General features: G+C 72.7%; 20 protein-coding genes. 7 read left to right on the forward strand and 13 right to left on the reverse strand.

Features of this window, described 5'->3' with window-relative positions:
• Positions 1 to 8: 8 nt before the first annotated feature.
• The 6 genes from ACQZOG_RS13345 to pcaH form a co-directional block, all read right to left on the reverse strand.
• Positions 9 to 1,547, reverse strand: coding sequence for an MFS transporter (locus tag ACQZOG_RS13345; RefSeq protein WP_430741874.1), 1,539 nt, complete (start codon positions 1,545 to 1,547; stop codon positions 9 to 11).
• Between the two features lie 151 nt (positions 1,548 to 1,698).
• Positions 1,699 to 2,697: an IS481 family transposase gene (locus ACQZOG_RS13350; RefSeq protein WP_037638204.1), complete on the reverse strand. Its 999-nt coding sequence runs from the start codon at positions 2,695 to 2,697 to the stop codon at positions 1,699 to 1,701.
• A 119-nt stretch (positions 2,698 to 2,816) separates the two neighbouring features.
• Positions 2,817 to 3,938, reverse strand: a complete 1,122-nt coding sequence (pcaD, locus tag ACQZOG_RS13355) for a 3-oxoadipate enol-lactonase (RefSeq protein ID WP_430741515.1) — start codon at positions 3,936 to 3,938, stop codon at positions 2,817 to 2,819.
• Positions 3,935 to 5,266 (reverse strand): 3-carboxy-cis,cis-muconate cycloisomerase, encoded by a 1,332-nt coding sequence (gene pcaB / locus ACQZOG_RS13360; protein WP_430741516.1) that lies wholly within the window; start codon positions 5,264 to 5,266, stop codon positions 3,935 to 3,937. Before pcaB ends, pcaD begins: the two co-directional genes overlap by 4 nt.
• On the reverse strand, positions 5,263 to 5,868 hold the full coding sequence (pcaG, locus tag ACQZOG_RS13365) for a protocatechuate 3,4-dioxygenase subunit alpha (protein WP_359596997.1): 606 nt from the start codon (positions 5,866 to 5,868) through the stop codon (positions 5,263 to 5,265). Before pcaG ends, pcaB begins: the two co-directional genes overlap by 4 nt.
• Entirely contained in the window at positions 5,865 to 6,653 is a 789-nt protein-coding gene (pcaH, locus tag ACQZOG_RS13370) for a protocatechuate 3,4-dioxygenase subunit beta (protein WP_354793293.1), read from the reverse strand. Before pcaH ends, pcaG begins: the two co-directional genes overlap by 4 nt.
• A gap of 126 nt (positions 6,654 to 6,779) precedes the next feature.
• Between pcaH and ACQZOG_RS13375 the strand changes: the two genes are divergently transcribed.
• Complete coding sequence (locus tag ACQZOG_RS13375) at positions 6,780 to 7,241, forward strand: MarR family winged helix-turn-helix transcriptional regulator (RefSeq protein ID WP_037642820.1); 462 nt, start codon at positions 6,780 to 6,782, stop codon at positions 7,239 to 7,241.
• A 9-nt stretch (positions 7,242 to 7,250) separates the two neighbouring features.
• Here the strand turns inward: ACQZOG_RS13375 and ACQZOG_RS13380 are convergent, their stop codons facing one another.
• Positions 7,251 to 8,237, reverse strand: coding sequence for a DUF3048 domain-containing protein (locus tag ACQZOG_RS13380; RefSeq protein WP_033277591.1), 987 nt, complete (start codon positions 8,235 to 8,237; stop codon positions 7,251 to 7,253).
• A 217-nt stretch (positions 8,238 to 8,454) separates the two neighbouring features.
• Here ACQZOG_RS13380 and ACQZOG_RS13385 point away from each other — a divergent pair, with 217 nt between their 5' ends.
• Positions 8,455 to 9,645 (forward strand): zinc-dependent alcohol dehydrogenase, encoded by a 1,191-nt coding sequence (locus ACQZOG_RS13385; protein ID WP_033277592.1) that lies wholly within the window; start codon positions 8,455 to 8,457, stop codon positions 9,643 to 9,645.
• Between the two features lie 25 nt (positions 9,646 to 9,670).
• On the opposite strand, the gene ACQZOG_RS13390 is transcribed toward ACQZOG_RS13385, so the two are convergent.
• On the reverse strand, positions 9,671 to 10,738 hold the full coding sequence (locus ACQZOG_RS13390) for an ATP-dependent DNA ligase (protein WP_430741517.1): 1,068 nt from the start codon (positions 10,736 to 10,738) through the stop codon (positions 9,671 to 9,673).
• 546 nt (positions 10,739 to 11,284) lie between these two features.
• Here ACQZOG_RS13390 and ligD point away from each other — a divergent pair.
• Complete coding sequence (gene ligD, locus ACQZOG_RS13395; RefSeq protein ID WP_430741518.1) at positions 11,285 to 12,307, forward strand: non-homologous end-joining DNA ligase; 1,023 nt, start codon at positions 11,285 to 11,287, stop codon at positions 12,305 to 12,307.
• 25 nt (positions 12,308 to 12,332) lie between these two features.
• On the opposite strand, the gene ACQZOG_RS13400 is transcribed toward ligD, so the two are convergent.
• Positions 12,333 to 14,519, reverse strand: coding sequence for an OmpL47-type beta-barrel domain-containing protein (locus tag ACQZOG_RS13400; RefSeq protein ID WP_430741875.1), 2,187 nt, complete (start codon positions 14,517 to 14,519; stop codon positions 12,333 to 12,335).
• Positions 14,520 to 14,533: 14 nt separating this feature from the next.
• Positions 14,534 to 16,960 carry a ThuA domain-containing protein gene (locus tag ACQZOG_RS13405; protein WP_365166218.1) on the reverse strand — a complete coding sequence of 809 codons (2,427 nt, stop codon included), beginning with the start codon at positions 16,958 to 16,960 and terminating at the stop codon, positions 14,534 to 14,536.
• 282 nt (positions 16,961 to 17,242) lie between these two features.
• On the opposite strand from ACQZOG_RS13405, the gene ACQZOG_RS13410 reads away from it, so the two are divergent.
• From ACQZOG_RS13410 to ACQZOG_RS13425, 4 genes are all read left to right on the forward strand, one after another.
• Complete coding sequence (locus tag ACQZOG_RS13410) at positions 17,243 to 18,232, forward strand: multicopper oxidase domain-containing protein (RefSeq protein ID WP_037642830.1); 990 nt, start codon at positions 17,243 to 17,245, stop codon at positions 18,230 to 18,232.
• 88 nt (positions 18,233 to 18,320) lie between these two features.
• On the forward strand, positions 18,321 to 19,361 hold the full coding sequence (locus ACQZOG_RS13415) for a LacI family DNA-binding transcriptional regulator (protein ID WP_033277598.1): 1,041 nt from the start codon (positions 18,321 to 18,323) through the stop codon (positions 19,359 to 19,361).
• A 109-nt stretch (positions 19,362 to 19,470) separates the two neighbouring features.
• Positions 19,471 to 20,265: a VOC family protein gene (locus tag ACQZOG_RS13420; protein WP_037642832.1), complete on the forward strand. Its 795-nt coding sequence runs from the start codon at positions 19,471 to 19,473 to the stop codon at positions 20,263 to 20,265.
• Between the two features lie 151 nt (positions 20,266 to 20,416).
• Positions 20,417 to 20,665 (forward strand): WhiB family transcriptional regulator, encoded by a 249-nt coding sequence (locus ACQZOG_RS13425; protein WP_033277600.1) that lies wholly within the window; start codon positions 20,417 to 20,419, stop codon positions 20,663 to 20,665.
• Between the two features lie 16 nt (positions 20,666 to 20,681).
• On the opposite strand, the gene ACQZOG_RS13430 is transcribed toward ACQZOG_RS13425, so the two are convergent.
• From ACQZOG_RS13430 to ACQZOG_RS13440, 3 genes are all read right to left on the reverse strand, one after another.
• Positions 20,682 to 21,656, reverse strand: coding sequence for an acyl-ACP desaturase (locus tag ACQZOG_RS13430; RefSeq protein ID WP_033277601.1), 975 nt, complete (start codon positions 21,654 to 21,656; stop codon positions 20,682 to 20,684).
• A gap of 158 nt (positions 21,657 to 21,814) precedes the next feature.
• Positions 21,815 to 22,591, reverse strand: coding sequence for a dimethylargininase (ddaH, locus tag ACQZOG_RS13435; RefSeq protein ID WP_058917408.1), 777 nt, complete (start codon positions 22,589 to 22,591; stop codon positions 21,815 to 21,817).
• Positions 22,592 to 22,742: 151 nt separating this feature from the next.
• Entirely contained in the window at positions 22,743 to 25,007 is a 2,265-nt protein-coding gene (locus tag ACQZOG_RS13440) for an ATP-binding cassette domain-containing protein (RefSeq protein ID WP_430741519.1), read from the reverse strand.
• Positions 25,008 to 25,013 lie beyond the last annotated feature (6 nt).

The raw sequence follows: 25,013 nt of genomic DNA on the forward strand, positions 1-25,013 counted from the left end.
CGGGCCCGTCACCCAGCGGGCGCGTGTCGCGGCCGCCGGCCGTCTTCCGGTGTCGCCTCGGCCGCCCGGCCTCCCGGGTGCCGCAGGGCGCAGAACCAGCCGATGCCGAGGGCGATCGCCATGCCGTAGAAGACCCACTGGTTGGCCTCGGCGAAGTCCATGCGGATCGCGGGCATCGCCTCCCGCATCGCCGTCGCCGGCGCGCCGTCGCCCGTGGGGATGCGGTCGTCCGCGTGTCCGGTGACCGCCTCGGTGATGTCGCGGGCGACGGACGCCCGCGCGTCCGGCGGGACGCCGCTGCCGCGGAGGGTCTCCGTGACCCGGTCGGTCATCGTGTGCGTCAGAACCGTGCCGAACACCGCCAGGCCCACGCTGGCCGCGTAGTTGCGGACCGTCTGGGTGATCCCCGTGACCTCCCCGTACGAGGCGTCGATCGCGCGGTTCACGGCGTCCGTCGAGGCCGGAGCCAGGATGAACCCGATGCCCGCGCCCGCCAGCGCGGCGTAGGGCCACTGGTCGTGCAGGGAGAGATCGGTGAGCTTGCCCGCCCAGAGGGCGAAGCCGACGGCGCCGACGACGCAGCCGAGCCGCAGGGCCGGCCGGGGCCCCCGCTTGTCGAGGATGCGGCCGCCCCACTGGGAGGCGAGCGCGAACCCGGCGAAGAAGTACAGCAGGTACAGCGCGGCCTGGTTGGGGGAGGCGCTCAAAGAGACCTGGGCGTAGACCGAGGCGAAGAAGAAGACGGGGACGAACGCCAGCATGGCGAAGAAGAGCACCAGCGTGTCCACGGTGAAGGCACGGCTGCGGAAGACGGCCAGGTCGACCAGAGGGTGCCGTTGCCGCGGCTCGTAGCGGCAGAACACCGCGAGCACGGCGAGGCCGCCCGCGACGCACAGCCAGGTCCACGCGCTGTCCCAGCCCCACGCCGACGCCTGCTGGAAACCGAGGACGCTCAGACCCATGCCGGTGACGATCAGCAGGGCGCCCGTGACGTCCAGCGGCTCCTCGCGCCGCCGGTCGGAGATGCGGGCGAGCACGGTGAGGACCAGCGCGACGACCGCGACGGGGACGTTCACCCAGAAGACCGCGCGCCAGGTCCAGGCCGTCAACCAGCCGCCGAGCAGCGGCCCCAGGGCCGTCAGGGCGCCGGTGAGGCCGAAGAACAGGGCGAGGGCGCGGCCCCTCCGCTCCACGGGGAACACCGCGACGACCACGGCGAGCGCGGCGGGGAAGAGCAGCGCCGCGCCCAGACCCTGGGTGGCGCGGAAGACGACGAGCCAGGGCAGCGCGTAGCCGTCGTCGGGGACGCAGCCGCACAGCACCGAGGAGACGACGAAGACGAGGGTGCCCGCCATGACGACCCGGCGCGGACCCCAGAGGTCGGCGAGGCGGCCGCCGAGGGCGAAGAAGGCGGCCAGGGACAGCAGATAGGCGTTGATCACCCACTGCATGCCCGAGGCGGACAGGCCGAGTTCCGACACGATGTCGGGGGCGGCGATCGACACGATCGTCTGGTCGATGAACGTCATCGCCACCGCGCACATCATCGCCGCGAGCGCCAGCGGCTGGGAGGCGGCGTGACCGGCACGCGGGGTGCTCCCGCTCGGATCGGTAGGCCTTCCACTCACGCGTCCACTCTGCGCCCACCGGATCAAGGGTGCATCCGGAGCCGGGCACGTGGGCGCGGGCCGGCCACGGCTAGCTGTATTGCCCTGTGAGGTTGGGGACGCGGCTGGCGGGTGGTTGCCCTTTCAGCGCGGTGTGTCCGCGGTGGTGATTGTAGGTGTGCAGCCATTGCGGGAACGCTTGGCGGCGCTCGGCTTCTGACCGGTAGGGGCGTGCGTAGGCCCACTCGTCCAGCAGGGTGCGGTTGAAGCGTTCGACCTTGCCGTTCGTCTGGGGCCGGTAGGGCCGGGTTCGCTTGTGGGCGATCCCGGTCGCTGCCAGGGCATCGCGCCAGTCGCGTGAGCGGTAGCAGGAGCCGTTGTCGGTCAGTACCCGTTCGACGGAGATCCCGGCCTGGGTGAAGAAGGTGTGGGCCCGCTGCCAGAAGGCGGTGGCGGTCTCCTTCTTCTCGTCCGCGTGGATCTCGCTGTAGGCGAGGCGGGAGTGGTCGTCGACGGCGGTGTGCAGGTAGCTGTAGCCGAGGTTGGGACGGCCGTGGACGGCGCGGGGCCGGGCGGGGTCGCGGTGCGCGGAGCTGTTGCGGCTGCCCTGAGCCCTGCCATGGACCTTGTGTCCGCCGCCGTCGGGGATGTTGCCCAGTTTCTTGATGTCGACGTGGACGAGTTCGCCGGGCCTGGCGCGTTCGTAGCGGCGCACCACGCGGCCGGTGGTCCGGTCGAGATGAGACAGGCGGGCCAGGCGGTAGCGGGTGAGCACGCGGTGCACGGTCGAGGGCACCAGGTGCAGGAAGTGCGCGATGCGGGCCGGTCCCCACCGGCGCAGCAGACGGACCTTGATGATCCGCCGCTCGGTACGGGTGGGAGTGCGGCCCGGGCTCGTGCGTGGGCGGCTGGAGCGGTCGGCCATGCCGGCTTCCCCCAGGCGGCGGTAGCGGTCGGCCCACCGCTGGGCGGTGGTGGGCGAGACCTGGAAGCGTTCGGCGGCCCGGCGCAGGGGCCAGCCGTCCTCGACCACGCAACGGGCCAGGCGCAGCCGTCCGGTCTCGGTCAGGGGTGCATTACGGTGGGGCACGAGGGCCTTTCTGGTTGGTGTAGACGTCGCAATCCACACCGAACCGGAAGGCCCTCACCCGTTCAAGATCCCTCGGCCGAGACCTGTCTCACCGTTCACAACCTCCCCGGACAGAACAGCTAGCGCTCGTCCTCCTCGTCGAGCACCCGCTGCGCGACGGCGAAGGCCGCGTTGGCCGCAGGGACCCCGCAGTAGACGGCCGTCTGCAGCAGCATCGCGCCGATCTCCTCCGGGGTGAGCCCGTTGCGCCGGGCCGCCCGCACGTGCAGCGCCAGTTCGTCGTGGTGGCCGCGCGCCACCAGCGCGGTGAGCGTGACCAGGCTGCGCTCGCGGCGGGTGAGGGTCGGGTCGGTCCAGATCTCGCCCCAGGCGTAGCGGGAGATGAAGTCCTGGAAGCGGGCGGTGAACGGCGTCTGCCGCGTCTGCGCCCGGTCCACGTGCGCGTCGCCCAGCACCTCGCGGCGTACGGCCGTCCCCCGGCCGGCGTGCCCTCCCAGGTGCGCCCGCAGCGCCGTGAGGACGGCCTCCGGGCGCTGTGCGACCGCCAGGTGCGAGGCGCCGGGGATCTCCACGAGGGACGCGCCCGGCACCGCGTCCGCGATCTCCCGCAGATGCGCGGGCGGCGTCGCCGGGTCGTCCCGGCCGGCCACGGCGAGCGTCGGCACGGGGATCTCCGCCAGCCGGCCGCGCAGGTCGAACGCGGCGAGCGCGTCGCAGCAGGCCGCGTACGCGCCCGGATCGGCGTCCCGGTGGTCCCGCACCAGGCGTGGCACGGTGAATCCGGGGGTGAACCAGCGGGCGTCGGCGTTCGCGGCCAGGTCCGCGAGCCCCTCGCTTCGTACCGTGGCCGCCCGCTCCCGCCATCGCTCCGGGTCGCCGAAGCGGGCGGAGGAGCAGATCACGGCCAGGGACGACAGCCGGTGCGGATGGTGCACCGCGAGATGCAGCCCCACCGCCCCGCCGAGCGAGACACCCGCGTAGGCGAACCGCTCGACGCCCAGCGCGTCGGCGAGCGCCAGCACCAGGTCCGCCAGGTCGCCCACGGTCGCGCCGGGGCCGACGGGTCCGGGGTCCGCCCCGCCGTGCCCGGGCAGGTTCCAGCGCACGGTGCGGTGGGCGACGGCGAGCTCCGGCGCCACCGCGTCCCACAGCGCGTAGGAGGTGCCGAGGGAGGGCCCGAGGAACAGCGGAGGCGCCGAGTCGGGGCCCTCGACGCGGTGGTCGAGCACGGTGTCGGTCAACGTCGCTCCAGTGCACGGTCGGTGAGGACACCGGCGGACCCGGCGCAGCGTACGGGATCGGCCAGCGCGTCGAGATCCACGTCCCGCATCTCCGGCTCGTCGGCCAGGGGTTCGACCAGAGGGCGGCCTTCGGCGCGGGCGCGCCGGGCGGTCTCCGTGAGCAGCTCCTTCGCCCGCGCCCGGCCCAGCACCGGAGTGAGCGACGCGGTCAGCCACTCCGACAGCACGAGGCCGCCCGTGAGGTCCAGGTTGCGGCGCATGGCGTCCGGGCGCACCCTCAGTCCCTCGGCGAGTTCGGCGGCGTCCCGGGCGGCCCCGCCGACGAGACGCAGCAGGTCCCTCAGCGGCTCCCACTCGGCGTGCCAGGCCCCCGCGGGCCGCTCGTCCTCGGCGGCCAGCGCGCCGTACAGCGTGGCCGCGAGCTGCGGGGCGCGCCGGGCCGCCGCCGCGGTCAGCGTGGCGCGCACCGGGTTGGCCTTGTGCGGCATGGCCGAGGAGCCGCCGCCGCTGCCCTCGGACACCTCCGCGATCTCGGTGCGGGACAGGGTGAGGACGTCCGCCGCGACCTTGCCCAGCGCACCGGCGGTGAACGCCAGGCACCCGGCGAGGTCGGCGACCGGCGTGCGCAGCGTGTGCCACGGCAAGGCGGGCGCGCGCAGGCCGAGTTCACGGGCGTAGGCGGTGGGCAGCACCGTCGCGTCCTCGGCGCCGTACGCGGTGAACGCGGCCAGGGTTCCGGCCGCGCCGCCGAGTTGGGCGGGCAGCGCGTCCCGCACCGCCGTCGCCCGGTCGCGGGCGTCCAGCACCAGCGACCGCCACCCGGCGGCCTTCAGCCCGAACGTCGTCGGCACGGCGTGCTGCGTGAGCGTGCGGCCGGCCATCGGCGTGTCACGGTGCTCGGCGGCCAGTCCGCCCAGCGCCCGCGCGCAGCGCTCCAGATCGGGGAGGACCACCGCGAGCACGCGGCGGGCGACCAGCATCGTCCCCGTGTCCATGATGTCCTGGCTGGTCGCCCCCCGGTGCACGTACGGGCCGTGCTCCTCACCCACCGCCCGGGTCAGGTCCGCGACCAGCGGGACGACCGGGTTGCCGCTCTCCCGGGCGCGCTCGGCGAGCGAGGCGAGGTCGAAGCGGCGCGGGTCGGCGGCCTCCGTCACCGCCGAGGCGGCCGCTTCCGGGGCGAGCCCCAGCGCGGCCTGGGCCCGGGTCAGTGCCGCCTCCGCGTCGAGCAGGGCCCGCAGATACGCGGCGTCCCCGGCCTCCTCGGCGGCCGGGGAGGCGGCCCGGCCCGGGGAGAGCAGTCCGGTGTCGGCTGCGGCTGCTGTCACGGGAACTCCAGGAAGACGGTCTCACCCTCGCCTTGGAGGCGGATGTCGAAACGGTACGTGCCGGCGCCCTCCTCGCCCGCGACCAGCGTGTCGCGCCGCTCCCGTTCCAGCCGCGTCAGCAGCGGGTCCCCGTCCGGCGCAGGCTCGTCGCCCGGCAGGTAGATGCGCGTGTACAGGTGGGTGAGCAGACCGCGCGCGAAGACGCACACGCTCAGGTAGGGCGCGCTCCGCCCGCGTGCCCCGGGGCGCAGGGTGCGGACGTACCAGTGGCCGTCCGCGTCGGTCTGGACGCGCCCGAAGCCGGTGAACTCCACGCCGTTGCGGCCCGCGTACCCTCCGCTCGCCGGGTCGCGCCGCATCGAGCCGTCGACGCGCGGCATCTCCCCGTGCGGATCCGGCCCCCACACCTCCAGCAGCGCGTCCGGCACCGGGTCGCCCGCGCCGTCGTACACGTACCCGTGTACGGTGACCGTGTCCCGGTGGCCGAGCGGGGCGACGTCCTCGCCGCCGGGGAAGGGCAGCGCGTATCCGTAGAAGGGGCCGACGGTGTGCGAAGGGGTGGGCGGCAGATGTCCCGTGCCGCCGCTCGCGTGCTGTGTCATGACGGTCGGTGCCCTTCCTCGGTCCAGGTGGCCCCCGGCCCGTCGAGCACGATGTCCCAGCGGTAACCGAGGGAGAACTCCGGCACGGACAGGCCGTGGTCGTAGACGGCGACCAGCCGCTGCCGCGCCGCGTCGTCGGTGACCGACTGCAGGATCGGGTCGTAGGGGAACAGCGGGTCGTTCGGGAAGTACATCTGCGTCACCAGCCGCTGGGTGAAGGCGGAGCCGAAGACGGAGAAGTGGATGTGCGCCGGTCGCCAGGCGTTGACGTGGTTGCGCCACGGGTAGGGGCCCGGGCGGATCGTGGTGAACCGGTAGTGGCCGTCGGCGTCGGTGAGGGTGCGGCCCACCCCGGTGAAGTTCGGGTCGAGCGGCGCGTCGTGCTGCTCGCGTCGATGGGCGTACCGCCCCGCCGCGTTGGCCTGCCACATCTCCACGAGCTGACCGCGCACCGGACGCCCGTCGCGGTCCAGCAGCCGCCCGGAGACGGTGATGCGCTCACCGATCGGCTCTCCGGTGTGCTGCCGGGTCAGGTCGCTGTCGGTCTCGGTGACGTCCCGCTCCCCGAAGGCGGGGGAGGACAGCTCCACCAGCTCAGGGTCCCGCGACACGTCGATCGCGACCGGAGGGCGCTTCGGGTGCCGCAGCGTTGAGGACCGGTAGGCCGCGTAGTCACGGCGCGGATGGTGCTCGACGGGCGCGCCCCCTTCGACCCGCTCCCGGTACGCCGCGCGCTCCGCAGCGATCTCCCGGTCGATGTCGGCCTGCGTGAGCGCGTCGGCCACGACAACCCCTCCCCATCGAGCGCTGAACTCGTCAGTGCACTGAGTATTGGGCCGGGAAAGCACTGTGTCCAGTAGTCTTCGGCCAGCGATCGACCCTCAGCACACGGACCATCTCCGGGAGCGCGCATGGCCGCCGTGGACCTCACCACCCACCCCGGGCACCTGGCGCGCCGGCTCCAGCAGGCGCACCATCTGCTGTGGACCACGATGGTCTCCGAGGAGACGACCTCGCCGCAGTACGCCGTCCTCAACACGCTCGTCGCCGAACCGGGCCTCGATCAGCGCACCGTGGGGGAGCGGGTCGGGCTGGACCGCTCCACGATCGCCGAGGTCGTCGGCCGGCTCCTGCGCCGCGGCCTGCTCGACAAGGTGCGCGACCCCGGCGACGGGCGGCGGTCCCTGCTGCGCGTCACCGACGAGGGCACCCGCGTCCACCGCAGGCTGACCGTGCGCACCGCGCGCATGAACCAGGTGCTCCTCGCCCCGCTCGACCCCGCCGAGCGGGAGGTGTTCATCGACCTGATCCGGCGGGTGGCCGACGCCGCCGAGACGCTCCGCGACCCGGACCGGCCGGCCGCCGCGCGGTGACGCGGACGCTCAGCGCCCCGACGTCAGCAGCACCCACACCGGTCCCGGCGCGACGTTCACCGGGTCGCCGTCCGGCGTGGTGAGGGACGTGCCGTCCTCGGCGGCCGGGCGGCTCCAGGACGCCGGGTGGGCGCGCCCGTCGCGCAGCACCGTCGCCTTCCCCGACCCCACCGTCTCGGTGTACGGCGTGTTGTTGCCCAGGAAGTCGCGGAAGCCGGACCGGCGTACGGTCACGTCCTGCACGACCACCGTGCCCGCCGTCAGCCGGTCGCCGTCCCGGGTGGTCGCGGGGGAGCCGTCCATCGACACCTGCCAGCGCCCGTCGGCGTCCGACCAGGTGAAGGTGAAGCGGGCCGCCGGGAAGCGCACGGTCACCTCCTCCTCGGGCGTCCCGCCGGAGGGCGCGGGACCCTCGTGGAAGCCGGTGGTCAGCGCGGCCTCGCCGGGCGGATCGTCCAGCACCCGGTCCGGGCGCAGGAACAGGTTGTGCGGGGCCGCCCGGCCGGGGTCCCGGTCGAAGGCGTCGGCCTCGGACGCGGGGTCCACCGGGGTGAGCGGCGCCTCGTCGATCAGCGGCAGCAGCTTGCTCTGGGCGCCGGAGAAGGCCAGCAGGGGCTTGTCGAACTGGCGCAGCAGTTCCAGGTCGGACTCGCGGGCGCTGCGCACCGGCCCCACCGACTCGGGCAGCCGGGTGGCGTACACCGCCATCAGCCGGCTCAGCCCGCCTTCCACCTGCTCGACGTAGACCACGTCGGCCGCGTCGAGGCCTGCCTGGGGCCGGGCGGCGGGCGCGTTGTCGATCTTCACGGCGAGGGCGGGAGGCGCCGCCCCGTCCCGCGTGGCGGTGGGCGACTCCCGTGCTCCGCGTCCGTCGTCCCCGTCGCCCGACGTGCATCCCGCCGCCAGTCCTGCCGCCAGCAGGGCGGCCAGCAGCACTCCGGCCCGCCTTCCGCCGCGCCGTCGCCGCGCCCCTCGTTCCGTGCCCACCGTCGCCACCGGCCGTCCTCAGTCATCCGTTGATTCGATTGTGCGCTTTTCCGATCGTCTACGCCGCTGCCCGAGCAGCCGGGATTCCGCGCGGTGGAGTCCGCCGATCGGCCCAGCGATCGGCGGTTCGGCGTCCGGCGCCTCGGGTACCCGGACGCAACCGCACGGGCGGCGCACGGACCCGTACGGCGCGACACACCGGCCGGCACGGAGGGAGCAGGCGGCGATGAAGGCACTGACCTGGCAGGGGAAGCGGGACGTACGGGTCGAGACCGTCCCCGATCCCAAGATCGAGGAGCCCACGGACGCGATCATCCGCGTCACCTCCAGCGGGCTGTGCGGATCCGACCTGCACCTGTACGAGGTGCTCACCCCGTTCATGACACCCGGCGACATCCTCGGCCACGAACCGATGGGCATCGTGGAGGAGGTGGGAGCGGCCGTCCCCGACCTCCAGGTCGGCGACCGGGTCGTCGTGCCCTTCCAGATCGCCTGCGGCAACTGCTGGATGTGCCTGACCGGGCTGCCCACCCAGTGCGAGACCACCCAGGTCACCGCCGAGGGCATGGGCGCGCCCCTCTTCGGCTACACCCGGCTGTACGGCGCGGTGCCCGGCGCCCAGGCGGAGTACCTGCGGGTGCCGCAGGCCCAGTTCGGCCCCATCAAGGTGCCGGAGGGCCCGGCGGACGACCGCTTCGTCTACCTCTCCGACGTGCTGCCCACCGCCTGGCAGGCCGTCGCCTACGCCGAGGTGCCCAAGGGCGGCAGCGTCGCGGTGCTCGGCCTCGGCCCCATCGGCGACATGGCCTGCCGGGTCGCCCAGGTCCAGGGCGCCGGACGGGTGTTCGGCGTGGATCTGGTCCCCGAGCGGCTGCGTCGGGCCAAGGAACGCGGTGTCGAGACCTTCGACCTGCGCTCCTTCGACGACGAGAAGGAACTCGTCGAGGCGATCCGCGACCAGACCGACGGCCGCGGCCCCGACGCCGTGATCGACGCCGTCGGCACCGAGGCGCACGGCAGCGCCACCGCCCGCATGGTGCAGAACGCCTCGGCGCTGCTGCCCCGCAAGATCAGCGGCCCGATGGCCGAACGCTTCAGCGTGGACCGGCTCGCCGCCCTCTACACCGCCATCGAGCTGGTCCGCCGCGGCGGCACCATCTCGCTCTCCGGCGTCTACGGCGGCATGGCCGACCCGATGCCCATGCTGACCCTGTTCGACAAGCAGGTGCAGATGCGCATGGGCCAGGCCAACGTGCGCCGCTGGAGCGACGAGATCATCCCGTACCTCACCGACGAGGACCCGCTGGGCGTCGACGACTTCGCCACCCACCGCGTGTCCCTGGCCGAGGCCCCCGAGGCCTACGACATGTTCCAGAAGAAGCGCGACGGCGCGGTCAAGGTGCTGTTCCAGCCCTGAGCGGCGGCCTCGTACTCCCGTGTGCTCACGGCCCGCCGAGGATCTCGGCGAGGTCGTAGCGGACCGGCTCCTCCAGCTGCGCGTACGTGCAGCTCTCGGGGGTGCGGTCGGGGCGCCAGCGGCGGAAACGGGCGGTGTGCCGGAAGCGCTGCCCGTTCTCCATGTGGTCGTACGCGACCTCCGCCACCCGCTCCGGCCGCAGCGGCACCCACGACAGGTCCTTCTTGCCCGTCCAGCGGCTCGGCGCCCCCGGCAGCCTCGCCGACGCGTGCGCCGCCTCGTCCGCCCAGGCCGCCCACGGATGGTCCGACACGTCCTCCATCCGCAGCGGCTCCAGCTCCTCCACCAGCTCCGCGCGCCGCTTCATCGTGAACGCGGCCGACACGCCCACGTGCTGGAGGGCGCCCTGCGCGTCGTACAGACCCAGCAGCAGTGAGCCCACCACCGGGCCGCTCTTGTGCAGCCGGTACCCGGCGACCACCGCGTCCGCCGTGCGCTCGTGCTTGATCTTGAACATGGCCCGCTCGTCCTGCCGGTACCGCAGGTCGAGCGGCTTCGCCACCACCCCGTCCAGACCCGCGCCCTCGTACTGCTCGAACCAGCCCTCCGCCACCTCGACGTCCGTCGTCGCCGGCGCCACGTGCACCGGCGGGGTGACCTCCCGCAGCGCCCGCACCAGCAGCTTCCTCCGGTCGGTGAGAGGCACGTCCAGCAGCGACTCGTCCGCGAGGGCCAGCAGGTCGAACGCCACGAACGACGCGGGGGTGCGCTCGGCGAGGGTCCGTACCCGGGAGTCGGCCGGGTGGATGCGCTCCGTCAGCGCGTCGAAGTCCAGGTGCCCTTCGCGGGCGATGACGATCTCCCCGTCCACGACGCACCGCTCGGGCAGCCGCTCCCGCAGCGCCTCCACCAGCTCGGGGAAGTACCGGGTGAGCGGCTTGCCCGTACGGCTGCCCAGCTCCACCTCGTCCTTGTCGCGGAACACGATCGCCCGGAAGCCGTCCCACTTCGCCTCGTACTGCATGCCCGGCGGGATCTTCGCCACCGACTTGGCGAGCATCGGCTTGACGGGCGGCATCACCGGGAGGTCCATGGCTCGACTGTAAGGACGGAGGCGGTGCTCCGCGCCTCGAGGAAGGCTCCGCAGCCTGCGGGCAGTCGTGCCGCTTGGGCGGCACGGGTGGGCGCAGGCGGCACCCTCCTGGCGGGCCTCGGTCTCAGCGCCGTACCTGCGGCGGACGGGGTGCCCCGCGTTGTCGTACGCCGGGTGCGGGCCGGCGGGGGCTGGTCGCGCAGTTCCCCGCGCCCCTTGGGACGCCGTAGCCTGCGGGCAGTCGTGCCTCCCCCAGTGCCTTAAGGGCCTGGGAGGTACCCCCAGGGGCGGCACGGGTGGGCGCAGGCGGCACCCTCCCGGCGGGCCTCGCCGTCAGCGCCGTGGCTGTGGCTAAAGGGGTGCCCCGCGTTGTCGTGCGCCGGGTGCGGGCCGGTGGGGGCTGGTCGCGCAGTTCCCCGCGCCCCTTGGGGGCGCCGCCAGTGCGGGCCGGTGGGGGCTGGTCGCGCAGTTCCCCGCGCCCCTTCGGGGCGTAGGGGTGGGCGCCTCCGGTGTGCGGGGTGTCGCGCCCGCGCCTACCGTGGCCGCATGGGTGATGCGGTGGAGCTCGAGGTCGGCGGCCGGACGGTGCGGCTGTCCAGCCCGGACAAGGTGTTCTTCCCGGAGCGCGGCTACACCAAGCTGGACGTCGCCCGCTACTACCAGGCGGTGGCCCCCGGCATCCTGCGCGCCCTGCGCGAGCGCCCCACCACCCTCCAGCGCTACCCGGACGGCGTCGAGGGCGAGTGGTTCTACCAGAAGCGCGCCCCCAAGAGCATGCCCGACTGGATCCCCACCGCCCACATCACCTTCCCCAGCGGTCGCAGCGCCGACGAGATGTGCCCCACCGAGGAGGGCGCCGTGGTGTGGGCGGCCCAGTACGGCACGCTCACCTTCCACCCCTGGCCGGTGCGCCGCACGGACGTCGACCACCCCGACGAACTGCGCATCGACCTCGACCCGCAGCCCGGCACCGACTACGACGACGCCGCCCGCGCCGCCCACGAACTGCGCGCCGTCCTCGACGAGTACGGGCTGCGGGGCTGGCCCAAGACCTCCGGCGGCCGCGGCCTGCACGTCTTCGTGCCGATCGAGCCGCGCTGGACCTTCAGCCAGGTCCGCCGCGCCGCCATCGCCGTGGGCCGCGAGATGGAACGCCGGATGCCGGAGAAGGTGACCATCAAGTGGTGGAAGGAGGAGCGCGGGGAGCGCATCTTCATCGACTACAACCAGACCGCCCGCGACCGCACCATCGCCTCCGCCTACTCGGTCCGGCCCCGCCCGCACGCCCCCGTCTCCGCGCCGCTGCGCTGGGACGAGGTGGGTGTCGCCCACCCGCAGGACTTCGACATCACGACGATGCCCGCGCGCTTCGCCGAACTGGGCGACGTGCACGCGGACATGGACGACCACGCCTTCTCCCTGGAGCCCTTGCTGGAGCTGGCCCGCCGCGACGAGCACGAGCACGGGCTCGGCGACCTGCCCTACCCGCCCGAGTACCCGAAGATGCCGGGCGAGCCCAGCCGGGTGCAGCCGAGCCGGGCCAGGAAGCCCAAACCCTCGGCCTCCTGACCCGGCTCACGTACCGAACAGCCGGCTACAGATCCTTGATCCGCACGTCCCGGTAGGAGATGACGTCCGTCGTGCTGTGCACCTGGAGCCCGATGTAACCGGAGGCGTACCGCCGCCCGTCCGTGCCCGGGTCGTCCGAGCGCGGCGGGGAGAAGTCCAGACCGCCGATGTTGTCGAACTCGTTGATCAGCACGCCGTTGCGGTAGACCTCGTAGTGCTGGTCCACCACCCGGATCTCGTAGTCGTTCCAGGTGCCCTTCTGCGTCACGCCCGCGCCGGCCAGGCCCACACGGTCGAAGCCGTACACCGAGCCCGTCTTGTACATGTCGCCGGTGGGCGAGTCGAACACCTGGATCTCGTGCCCGAACTTGATGGCCGCCCACTCGGGCCGGGACTCCTCCGGGTGGTCGTGGATCTGCGGGAACCGCACGAACACACCGCCGTTGGCGTTGCCGGTGCCCGGGGCGTCGTCACGCCACTGGAGCTTCAGCGAGAAGTCGCCGTACGTGCGCTCCGGGAACCACAGCATGCCGAGCCCGTCCCGGGTGGTGCCCGAGGTGATCGACCCGTCCGGGTTCAGACTGAACGAACCGCCGCCCACCTGCTCCCACTTGGCGAACGACGCCTCGGTGCCGTCCAGGATGGCGCGGTACCCCTCGGTCTGGCCGGGCGTGCCGATGCCGGACTGCTTGGCGGCCTGGTTGACCGCCCGGTACTCCCGCCGGTCGACGACCCCTTCCTTCCTCAGCGCGTCCGTCACCGTCCTGACGTGCTTCAGGAACAGCGCCTGCGAGGTCCACTCCTTCTCGTCCTCGATCAGCTCACCGATCCGGCACCGGTTGTTGGTGACGCGGTTCGGCACGCCCGAGTCGACCGTGCCGACGATCACCGTCAGCCGCTCGTCGTACTCGGGGCAGGGCGGCGCGGGGACCCCGCCGGACACCACCGTGAAGCTCACCGTGAGCGGCTCGGAGGTGTTGCCGGCCTCGTCGGTGGCCCGGTAGGCGAGCGTGTGCCGGCCCGCCCGGTCCACGACCACGGGTGCGGTGTACGTCAGGTACGGCCCGGCGTCGAGGGAGTACTCGACGCGTGCCACACCGGACCCGTCGTGCCCGTCGTCGGCGCCGACCGTCACCGTGGCCCGGCTGACGTAGGCGCCGTCGGAGTTCTTCGTGCCCTCCACGGTGACACCCGTGGTGGGCGGGGTGGTGTCCTGCGGGGGAGCGGCGACGACCGTGAACTCCACGCTCTTCTCCGCCGCGGCGTTGCCCGCCTTGTCGGTGGCCCGGTAGCGGACGGTGTGCGTGCCCGCCTCGTGCACCATCACCGGACCGGAGTACGCCTGCCAGGCGCCGTCCGCGCCGAGCGCGTACTCGATGGTGTTGACGCCGGAGCCGGTGTCGGACGCGGTGACGGTGACCGTCGCCATGTCGATGTAGTGGCCGTCGGCGTTCCTCTCGCCGTCCACGGTCGCCGAGGTCTCCGGCGGCGTGGTGTCGTCCGTCGGCGGCGCGACGACGGTGAAGTCGACGCTCTTCTCCTCCGACACGTTGCCCGCCTTGTCCAGGGCGCGGTAGCGGAGGGTGTGCGTGCCGACCTGGTCGACCACGACCGGGGCGGTGTACGGCTGCCAGGCGTCGTCGTCACCGAGCGCGTACTCGATCCGGTCGACGCCCGACCCCTCGTCCGTGGCCTCCACGGTCACGCTCGCGGACCCGACGAACTCGCCCTGGCCGTTCTGCGTGCCGGTCACCTTCGCCGTGGCCTCCGGCGCGGTGGTGTCCTCGCCGCCGCCTTCGGTGACGGTGAGCACGCCCCGCATCTCGCCGTGGCCGGGGATGGTGCAGTGGTAGAGGTACCTGCCCGGGGTGAGCGTCACCTCCGCGGTGTGCCGGCCGCCCTGCGCGTCGGACGGGTTGGCCAGGATGTTCAGATGGACGTCGCTGTTGTACTCCGGGTCGGAGGTGACGAACGTCAGGGTGTGCGGCATGCCGGTGGTGTTACCGGTGGCCTCACTGTTCTCGAAGACGATCGTCGCGGAACCGGCCACCGCGGTGGCCGGCGCGGACAGGTACGTGTCGATGTCGTTGCCGGCGGTCCAGGTCAGGACCTGGGCCGCCGCGCGGCCGCCCTCGGCCTTCGGCTGCCCGGCGGCGGGCAGCGCCTGCAGGCCGAGCACCATCATCAGGCCGGCCAGCAGCGCGGCCCACACTCTCGGTCGACGTGTCACTGAGTCCCCCTCGCCAACTGGCCGGCGGCCGGGGTCGGCCCGCCGCCCGTGTAGGTGACGCGCCACAGCGCGGACTTGGCGTCGGAGGTGAAGAACCCGCGCCCGTAGTCCAGCACGTACAGCGCGCCGTCCGGACCGAACGTCCAGCCCATCAGGTTCTTGATGCCGTCGTTGCCGACCGGCACGATCTTCTTCAGGGACTCCGAGTGCACCGGCAGACTGCCGTCGCCCTGCGTCCTCGGGTCCATCAGCACGGCGTTGCGCGGCTGGTCGGCGTCGTAGAAGTCGCCGACGAACCACTTGCCGTCCCAGTACGCGGGCCACTTGACGTCGCTGCTGTTCGCGTCGTCGTAGCGGTAGACCGGGCCGTTCATCGCGGCCTGCCCGCCGCCCTTGAGCCAGGGCAGCCGGTACGTCGCCTCGTCCTGCTCGTAGGAGGGGACGCCGTTCTCGTCGCGCGGGAAGTCCGGCCCGCCGCCCTGCGGCGAGTACCAGATGTTGTTGCCGGTGACCGGCGGCAGGTTGACCAGGCCGTCGTTGTTCGGCGACTCGTTCTTCGGGTGGTCGCAGTCGTACCAGCCGAGCGGCTTGGTCGGGTCGGGCAGGTTGCGGTCCCGGTAGGGCTGCTTGTTGCCCATGCAGTACGGCCAGCCGCGGTTGGACGCCTCGGTGATGACGGCGAACGTGTCGTACTTGGCCGGGCCCCAGGTCGCCGACGGGGCGCCCGCGTCGGGGCCGACCCAGCCCGCGTAGAGGACGTCGGTCTCCTGGTCGACCGAGATCCGCGCCGGGTTGCGCACGCCCATCACGTAGATCTCGCCGCGGGTCTTGCCGCCGCCCTCGTCGGTCTCCCTGCCGGTGAACAGGTTGCCCTCGGGGAGGGTGTACGTGCCGTCGGGCTCCGGGTGGATGCGCAGGATCTTGCCGTTGAGGTTGTTGGTGTTGCCCGCGGTGCGGCGCGCGTCGGCGAAGGACACGCCCTTGTAGTTGGGCTCCGGGTTGTTGCCCGAGTAACCGTCGCTGAAGCCGCTGGAGTTGTTGTCACCGGTGGCGATGTACAGGTTGCCCTTGGAGTCCCAGGCCATCCCGCCACCCGCGTGGCAGCAGCTGTGGATCTGCACCGGCCACTCCAGCAGCACCTTCTCGCTGCTCAGGTCCAGCTTGTTCGTGGCGTGGTCGAGGGTGAAGCGGGAGACCCGCCGCTCGGCCATGTGCTTGTCCCGGTCGATTCCCGAGTGAGGCGTCCAGTGCAGGTACACCCACCCGTTCTGCGCGAACTTCGGGTCGAGCTCGATGCCGAGCAGGCCCTCCTCGACCTTGACCAGTTCGTCGCCGCCGCCCTTGTTGCCGAAGACGGTGAGCGCGCCGGCGAGGGTGACCTTCTTGGTCTCCGGGTCGTAGACGTGGATCTCGCCCGTGCCCTTGCCGACGTCCGGGTCGTTCCAGTCGGTGACCACGGGCTGCGAGGCGTCGGCACCTCCCCGGCCGATGTAGAACACGCGGCCGTCGGGCGCGGTGACCAGCCCGTGCGGCTCGCCGATCTGGTCGTTCTGACCCGGCTGGTTGGGCTGGGTGAGCCGCTCCGCCGTGTAGTTGCCGGTGATGGTCGCCTTGCAGTCGGCCCGCACCAGGCGGGTGGTCCACAGCAGGGCGCCGCGCAGATGCTCGCGGAAGTCGGTCTCGTCGTACGACGACACCGTGCCGCCCATGCCGGTGTAGAAGGAGCGGCCGCCGTCGTAGTCACGGCACCAGCTGACCGGGTGGTCCCAGCCGTTGGCGCCGGCGCCCGGCTCGTAGGTGGCCTCGCGCACCCGGGCGACGGTGTGGACGTCGCCGGACGGGTTCTTCACCCAGTTCAGCCACTTGTCGGGCCGCTTCCATTCCAGCGGCAGGCTCTTGGTCGCCGGGTGCACGCGGTCGCCGACCTCGACGGTCGCCCGCTGCACCGTGGCCGCTCCCGCGGCCGGGCGGGCGCCGATCAGGCCGGTGAACCAGTCCGAGTACGGCTCCGCGCGGGCCGCGTCGTGCAGGCCGACGAACCCGCCGCCGGCCTCCATGTACGCCTCCAGGCCCGCCTCCTGCTCGGGGTCGAGGACGTCGCCGCCGCCGGTGAGGAACACGATCGCGTTGAAGCGGCTCAGCTTCTTGTCGTTGGTGAAGACCGACGGGTTGCCGGTGGCGGTGACCGTGAAGCGCTGGTCCTCCGGGCCGGTCCGGCCGATCCGCTCGATCGCCGCGATCCCGGCGTTCACCAGAGGCGACTCGTCGCCACCGGCCGCCGAGCCGTGGAACAACAGCACACGGACGTTCGCGCCGCCGGGCGGCGATGTGATGGACATCGTTGTCAGGGACGGATCCGGGGCCGTGTGCGCGCTGGCGGCGGGACCCGACAGCAGGCCGGCGGCGACGACACCGGCGGCCACGGTGGCGGCCCAGGCGCGTCGTCCGGTTCTCGTCCTTCGTGCGTTCGACGTGCTCGTTGTGCTCAACCCGCGTATGTACGGGGGTTCTTGATGCGATGTGGACCGCACGTGGCCACCCACCCCTCCTCGGTCGCAGCAACAGCGACAAGGAAGCTAGACCTCTTTGCGTCAGACGCCAATACCTATCGCAGTAATGAACCGAACTTTGTCCTGAGTGTGGATAAACCCTGAGGGGGCCGCTACGGTTTCACAGGTTCATGACAGCCACATGGGGAGTTCGGCATGGACAGACGCGGTTTCAACCGACGGGTACTCCTGGGCGGCGCCGCCGTGGCGACGACATCGTTGTCCACCGCATCCGAGGCCGCGGGCGCCACCGCGACGGCCAGAACCGCGCCCGCCGGGGGCGAGGTACGCCGGATCAAGATGTACGCCGAACGCCTCGACGGCGGGCAGATGGGCTACGGCTTCGAGAAGGGCAAGGCGACGATCCCCGGCCCGCTGATCGAGCTCAACGAGGGCGACACGCTGCACATCGAGTTCGAGAACACGATGGACGTCCCGGTCAGCCTGCACGTCCACGGCGTCGACTACGAGATCTCCAGCGACGGCACCCAGCAGAACAAGAGCGCCGTCGAGCCCGGCGGCACCCGCACCTACACCTGGCGCACCCACAGGCCCGGACGGCGCGAGGACGGCACCTGGCGGGCGGGCAGCGCCGGATACTGGCACTACCACGACCACGTCGTCGGCACCGTGCACGGCACCGGAGGCATCCGCAACGGGCTCTACGGCCCGGTGATCGTGCGCCGCAAGGGCGACGTCCTGCCGGACGCCACCCACACGATCGTCTTCAACGACATGACGATCAACAACAAGCCGGCGCACACCGGGCCCGACTTCGAGGCCACCGTGGGCGACCGGGTCGAGATCGTCATGATCACGCACGGTGAGTACTACCACACCTTCCACATGCACGGTCACCGCTGGGCCGACAACCGCACCGGCATCCTCACCGGGCCCGACGACCCCACCCGGGTCGTCGACACCAAGATCTGCGGTCCCGCCGACTCCTTCGGCTTCCAGGTGATCGCGGGGGAGGGGGTGGGAGCGGGCGCCTGGATGTACCACTGCCACGTCCAGAGCCACTCGGACATGGGCATGGTCGGCCTGTTCCTGGTCAGGAAACCCGACGGGACCATCCCCGGCCACGACCCGCACGAGCACGCCCACACCGCGGCCTCGGGGGAGAAGCCCGGACACGCGCACTGACGGACGGCCCGCACGCGGCGAGAGCGCTCTCGCCGCCGGGCCGGTCGGGGCTATCCTTTCGGCCAACCGCCAGGTGAGGAGCCCCGAAGTGAGCGAGAGTGCGCCACGTCCCACGCTGGAGGCCGTGGCCGCCCGGGCCGGGGTCTCCCGGGCCACGGTGTCCCGTGTGGTCAACGGCTCCGACGGAGTGCGCGAACCCCTGGCCGAACGCGTCCGGCGCGCGGTGGACGAACTCGGCTACGTGCCCAACCAGGCCGCCCGCAGCCTCGTCACCCGGCGCCACGACGCGATCGCCGTCATCGTGGCCGAACCGGAGACCCGCGTCTTCGCCGACCCCTTCTTCGCCCGGCAGCTGCGGGGCATCAGCAAGGAACTCACCGCCCACGACAACCAACTGGTGCTGCTCCTCACCGAGGACCGCGACGACCACGCGCGCGTCGCCCGCTACCTGGCCGGCGGACACGTCGACGGCGCCCTGGTGTTCTCCCTGCACATCGACGACCCCCTGCCCGGACTGATCCAGCGCGCCGGACTGCCGACGGTGTTCGGCGGCCGCCCGCACTGGAACGGCGGCGAGGACGGCGTCCGGTACGTCGACACCGACAACCGGGGCGGCGCCCGCGACGCCGTACGGCATCTGCTCGGACTCGGCCGCCGCCGCATCGCGCACATCACCGGCGCCCTCGACCAGACCTCGGCCGTCGACCGGCTCGACGGCTTCCGTGACGTCATGGCCGACCCGGACCCGGCGCTGGTCGAGGAGGGCGACTTCACCGCCGCCGGCGGCGAGCGGGCGATGCGCGCCCTGCTGGCCCGCCGCCCCGACCTGGACGCGGTGTTCGCCGGGAACGACCTGATGGCGGCGGGCGCCCTGCGGGCCCTGCGCGAGCACGGCCGGCGCGTGCCCGACGACGTCGCGGTGGTCGGCTTCGACGACATGCTGCCGATCGCCGAGCAGACCGAACCCCCGCTCACCACGGTCCGTCAGGACATCGAGGAGATGGGCCGCCTGATGGCCCGCATGCTGCTGCGCGACCTGGACCGCGGCACCGCGCCCGCCGAGACCGACGGCACCGGGCCGTCGGGGGTGGTGCTGCCGGTCACGCTGGTCCGCAGGGACTCCGCCTGACCCACCCGTCCCGATCGGCCGTGGGCCGTCCGGGTGCTGTCCGGGCGATTGTCGGCGGGGGGTGGAAGACTCGGCGGAGCAGGCGACGGGACTCCCCTCAGGAGGCACCATGCTCACCACCCGCTTCGTCGACGGCGCGCCCTGCTGGATCGACGTCACCACGCCCGACCCGGAGGGCGCCGCGTCCTTCTACCGCGCCCTGTTCGGCTGGACGTACCGCTCCGCGGGTCCCGAAGGCGGCGGTTACGGCTTCCTCGAGCGGGCGGGCCGGATCGTCGCGGGCTGCGCACCGCTCACCGGCGCACAGGGCCCGGCCGCCTGGACCGTGTACTTCCGCGCCTCCGACGCCGACGCCGCCGCCGACGCGGTCCGCAAGGCCAGGGGAAGCGTGCCCGCACCTCCGGTATCCGTGGGGGAGCAGGGCAGGTCGGCGGTCCTCGCCGACCAGATGGGCGCCGCCTTCGGCGTGTGGCAGCCGGGAGAGCGCGAGGGACTGGAGTCGGTCGGCGAGGCGGGCGGCCTCTGCTGGGCCGAGCTGTACACGCCGGACATCGCCCGCGCCGCCGCCTTCTACCACGCGGTCCTCGGCTGGGAGACGTCCGCGGTGACCTTCCCCGGCGGCGTCTACACGACCGTCAGCTCGCGGGGGACGGCCGAGGAGGGCGCGTTCGGCGGGATGGTGCCGCTCGCCGACGACCCCGTCGAGGCGAAGGAGAACCGCCCGCACTGGCTGCCGTACATCGGTGCCGAGGACCCGGACGCCGTGGCCGCGCGCGCCGCCGAGCTGGGCGGCCGGGTGCGGATGCCCCCCACCTCGATCCCGGGCGTGGGCCGGCTGGCCCGCCTGGAGGACCCGCACGGCGCGCGCTTCGCGGTGCTCAGGGGCGACCCGCGCGAGACCTGATTCCCGGCGCGCCGCCGTGCGCGACGGTGCCGCCGGGCGTCACCATCGTGGCCGCCGCGCGAGGTTCCGCCGGGCCGGGGCCGCCGCCCGGGGCCCCGGCGTTGATGCGGCGTTGATCGAACGTTTTTCACGCTCGGGCACGCTTCCGGCCATGCACACCGACACCTTGACGCCGCCCGACCTCTCCTGGCAGGAGGAGGCGCTGTGCGCGCAGACCGGGGGAGACTTCTTCTTCCCCGAGCCCGGCAGCTCGGTCCGCGAGGCCAAGCGCATCTGCGGCCTGTGCCCGATCCGCGTGACCTGCCTGGAGTACGCCCTCACCCACGACATGCGGTTCGGCGTGTGGGGCGGCCTGTCGGAGAAGGAACGCCACGCCCTGCGGCGCAGCGACTCCCGTTAGGGCGCCCCGGCCGGGTTCAGCCGGCGGCGCGGGCCGCCATCCGGGCCTTGCGGGCCGCGAGCTTCTCGTCGAACTTCGACGCCTCGGCGTCGAGGCCGCCGAGGAACAGACCCAGCTCCTCCTGCGCCTTGAGGCCCTCGGGGCCGAGTCCGTCCATCTCCATGATCTTCAGGAAGCGCAGCACCGGCTGGATGACGTCGTCGTGGTGGATGCGCATGTTGTAGACCTCGCCGATCGCCATCTGGGCGGCGGCGCGCTCGAAGCCGGGGATGCCGTGGCCGGGCATGCGGAAGTTCACCACCACGTCGCGGACGGCCTGCATCGTCAGGTCGGGGGCGAGCTCGAACGCCGCCTTCAGCAGGTTCCGGTAGAACACCATGTGCAGGTTCTCGTCGGTCGCGATGCGCGCCAGCATGCGGTCGCAGACCGGGTCGCCGGACTGGTGGCCGGTGTTGCGGTGCGAGATGCGGGTGGCCAGCTCCTGGAAGGCCACGTAGGCGACCGAGTGCAGCATCGAGTGCCGGTTGTCCGACTCGAAGCCCTCGCTCATGTGCGCCATGCGGAACTGCTCGAGCTTGTCCGGGTCCACGGCGCGCGAGGCGAGCAGGTAGTCGCGCATCACGATGCCGTGACGGCCCTCCTCGGCGGTCCAGCGGTGCACCCAGGTGCCCCAGGCGCCGTCCCGGCCGAACAGGGAGGCGATCTCGTGGTGGTAGCTGGGGAGGTTGTCCTCGGTCAGCAGGTTCACCACGAGCGCGATCCGGCCGACCTCGGTGACCTTCGACTGCTCCTTGTCCCAGGCCTCGCCGTCCTCGAAGAAACCCGGGAAGTTGCGCCCGTCGCTCCACGGCACGTACTCGTGCGGCATCCAGTCCTTGGCGACCTTCAGGTGCCGGTTGAGCTCCTTCTCGACCACTTCCTCCAGCGCGTACAGCAGCCGGGCGTCGGTCCAGACGGAGGGGCTGCCGAGATGGGCAGGAGTGAGCGTCACGGGTGGCTCCAGGGGGACGGGGACATGCGGACGTGCCGGCGAGCGGTGCCGGTCGACCTACGGCATCGTAGGCTACGTACCCGTAGGTTACGAAGCCGTAGGTTAAGAGCACCGTAAAAGGCCGCTGACCAGCGGGATGTTCCTCCCCGGCACGCCGGTCAGGCGTACAGGTCCCGCAGCCGCACCGACAGGCAGGTCACGCAGCCCTCCAGCTTCTCGAACTCGCCGATGTCCACCGGCACCGGCTCGTAGCCGAGATCCGCGAACAGCTCCGCCGTCTTCGGGGCGCTCGCCGCCATCAGCAGCTTGTCGCCGCCCAGGCACACCACGTGCGCCCCGGACGGCTCGGGTACCGGCAGGAACCGCGGGAACAACGACGGGGCGTCCATGTGCGGGATGTGCCCGACGACCGTCCCGTCGGGCAGCGCGGTGACCGCCGACTTCAGATGCAGCACCTTCGCCACGGGCACGGCGACCACCCGCGCGCCCAGAGGCTCGAACGCGGCCCGCACCTGCTGCACCCCGGCCGCGTTGGTGCGCCCGCCGCGGCCCACGTACACCGTGTCGCCGATCTTCAGGACGTCGCCGCCGTCCAGCGTGCCCGGCTCCCAGACCCAGTTCACCGAGCAGCCCAGGGACGCCACCGCCTCCTCGACACCGAGGGTCTCCGCACGCCGCGACTCCGCGCCGGAGCGGGCGATCAGCGCCACGTTGCGGAACATCACCACCGTGTCCTCCACGAACACGGAGTCCGGGCAGTCGTCGGCCGGGACCACCTCGACGGTCTCCCAGCCGTGCGCCCGCAACGCCTCCGTGTACGCCTCCCACTGCCGCACGGCGAGGTCGACGTCCACCTCCTCCCGCTCGACATGCGTCACCAGCCCGTCGGCGAGGCTGGGCGCGGGACGGCGGACGAGGGCCTTCTTGCTGGGCACGGGTTCGCCTTTCGGATCGGACGTGCTGGTTCTCGGGGCCTCTCGGCCCGCGCGTGGCCGCCGGCCACGGGCCCCGGCCCCGCCATCATGCAGTCCGCCGCCCGGCGGGACCACCCCGGGCCCCGATGACATGTACCACGGGTAACCCGGTTCAGCCCACGGCCCGCCGCAGATGCTCCCCGGTGTACGACCCAGGAGCCCGCAGCAGCTCGGCCGGTGTGCCCTCGAACACCACCCGGCCGCCGTCGCGCCCGCCGCCCGGACCCAGGTCGACCACGTGGTCCGCGTGCGCCACCACCTGAAGGCTGTGCTCGACGACGACCACCGTGTTGCCGGTGTCCACCAGCCGGTCCAGCAGGCCGAGCAGCCCGTCCACGTCCGCCATGTGCAGCCCGGTCGTGGGCTCGTCCAGCACGAACACCGCGCCGTCCCGGTGCAGCCGGGTGGCCAGCTTCAGCCGCTGCCGCTCGCCGCCGGACAGGGTGGACAGCGGCCGGCCCAGCGTGAGGTAGGTCAGCCCGACGTCCCGCAGCGCGCGCAGCCGTCGCCGTACGCCCTCGTCGTGGAAGAAGTCCAGGGCCTCGCCTGCGGTCATCTCCAGCACGTCGGCGACGGACCGTCCGCCGACGGTCAGCCGCAGCACCTCCTCGCCGAACCGCCGCCCCTCGCAGTCCGGGCAGGTGGTGGTCACCGGGTCCATGAACGCCAGGTCGGTGCACAGGATCCCCCGTCCGCCGCAGGTCCCGCAGGCGCCGGTGGAGTTGAAGCTGAACAGCCCCGGTTCCGCGCCCGTCTCCCGCGCGAAATTCTTCCGTACCGTGTCCATGATCCCCAGGTACGTGGCCGGGGTGGACCGTCCGGAGATGCCGACGGACGACTGGTCGACCACCACGGCCTCGGGGTGCGCGTCGGTGAACTCGGCGACCAGGGTGCTCTTCCCCGACCCCGCCACCCCGGTCACCGCGGTCAGCACCCCGGCCGGGAAGCACACGGTGACGTCCCGCAGGTTGTGCCGGTCCGCCCCCTTCACCCACAGCTCGCCGGACGGGGCGCGCACCTGGGTCTTCACCTCCGTACGCCGTCCGAGGCAGCGTCCCGTGAGGGTGCCGGAGGCGGCCAGCCCCGCCGGCGTCCCCTCGAAGACGACCCTGCCGCCCTCGCGGCCCCCGCCCGGACCCATGTCGACCACGTGGTCGGCCAGGGCCATGACGTCCGGGTCGTGTTCGACGACCAGCACGGTGTTGCCCTTGTCCCGCAGGCGCAGCAGCAGTTCGCCCAGCCGGTGCACGTCCCGCGGGTGCAGCCCGACGCTCGGCTCGTCGAAGACGTACGTCATCCCGGACAGGCTGGAGCCCAGGTGCCGCACGGTCTTCAGCCGTTGGCCCTCGCCGCCGGACAGGGTGGACGTCGCCCGGTCGAGGGAGAGGTAGCCGAGGCCGATGCGGTCGATCCGCTCCAGCGCGGCGACGGCGGCAGCGGCGACCGGCCCCGCCACCGGGTCGTCGATCTCCCGCAGCACCGGGATCAGGTCGCACACCTGCATCGCCGACAGCTCCGCGATGTTCCGGCCGTCGATCCGGGAGGCCAGGGCCGCCCGGTTCAGCCGGGCGCCGCCGCAGTCGGGGCAGACGCCCTCGGTGAGGAACTCCCGTACCAGGTCACGGGTTTTCTGGCTCATCCCCTCCAGGTCCCGCTTCAGGTAGAGCCGTTCGAAGCGGTCGGCCAGCCCCTCGTACTCGGTGGTCCAGGTGCCGCCCGTGCCCTGCACGGTGACCTTGCTGCCGGGCCGCCCGCGCATCAGGAACGTCCGCTCGTCGGCCGTGAATTCACGTACCGGCTTGCGCGGGTCCAGGTCCTCGCTGTTGGTGTACGCCTGCCCCTGCCAGGTGCCCGGCGCGAACGGCGGGAACCGGACCGCCCCCTCGGCGAGGGAGCGGTCCGGATCGAGGATGCGGTCCCAGTCCGGCCGCACGGTCCGGCCCAGACCGTCGCAGCCGGGACACATGCCCGACGGGTCGTTGAACGAGTACGCGGTCGCCGGCCCCGCACTCGGGGTGCCGTGGCGGGAGAACAGCACCCGCAGCACCGCGTGCACGTCCGTCATCGTGCCCACCGTCGACCGGGAGTGGCCGCCGACCGGCCGCTGGTCGACGACGATCACCGGCGTCAGGTTCTCCATCGCCCGTGCGTGCGGCCGCTCGTACTTGGGCAGCCGGTTGCGCACGAACCAGGTGTACGTCTCGTTGAGCTGCCGCTGCGACTCGACCGCGATCGTGTCGAAGACGACCGACGACTTCCCCGACCCCGAGACGCCGGTGAACACGGTCAGCCGGCCCTTCGGGATGCGGAGCGAGACGTCCTTGAGATTGTTCCCGGTGGCCCCGGTGATGGTGATGAAGCTGTCCTGCTGGGTCATGCCGCC

It is taken from the genome of Streptomyces sp. P13-3-3 (assembly GCF_050571355.1).
GTDB lineage: Bacteria > Actinomycetota > Actinomycetes > Streptomycetales > Streptomycetaceae > Streptomyces > Streptomyces althioticus.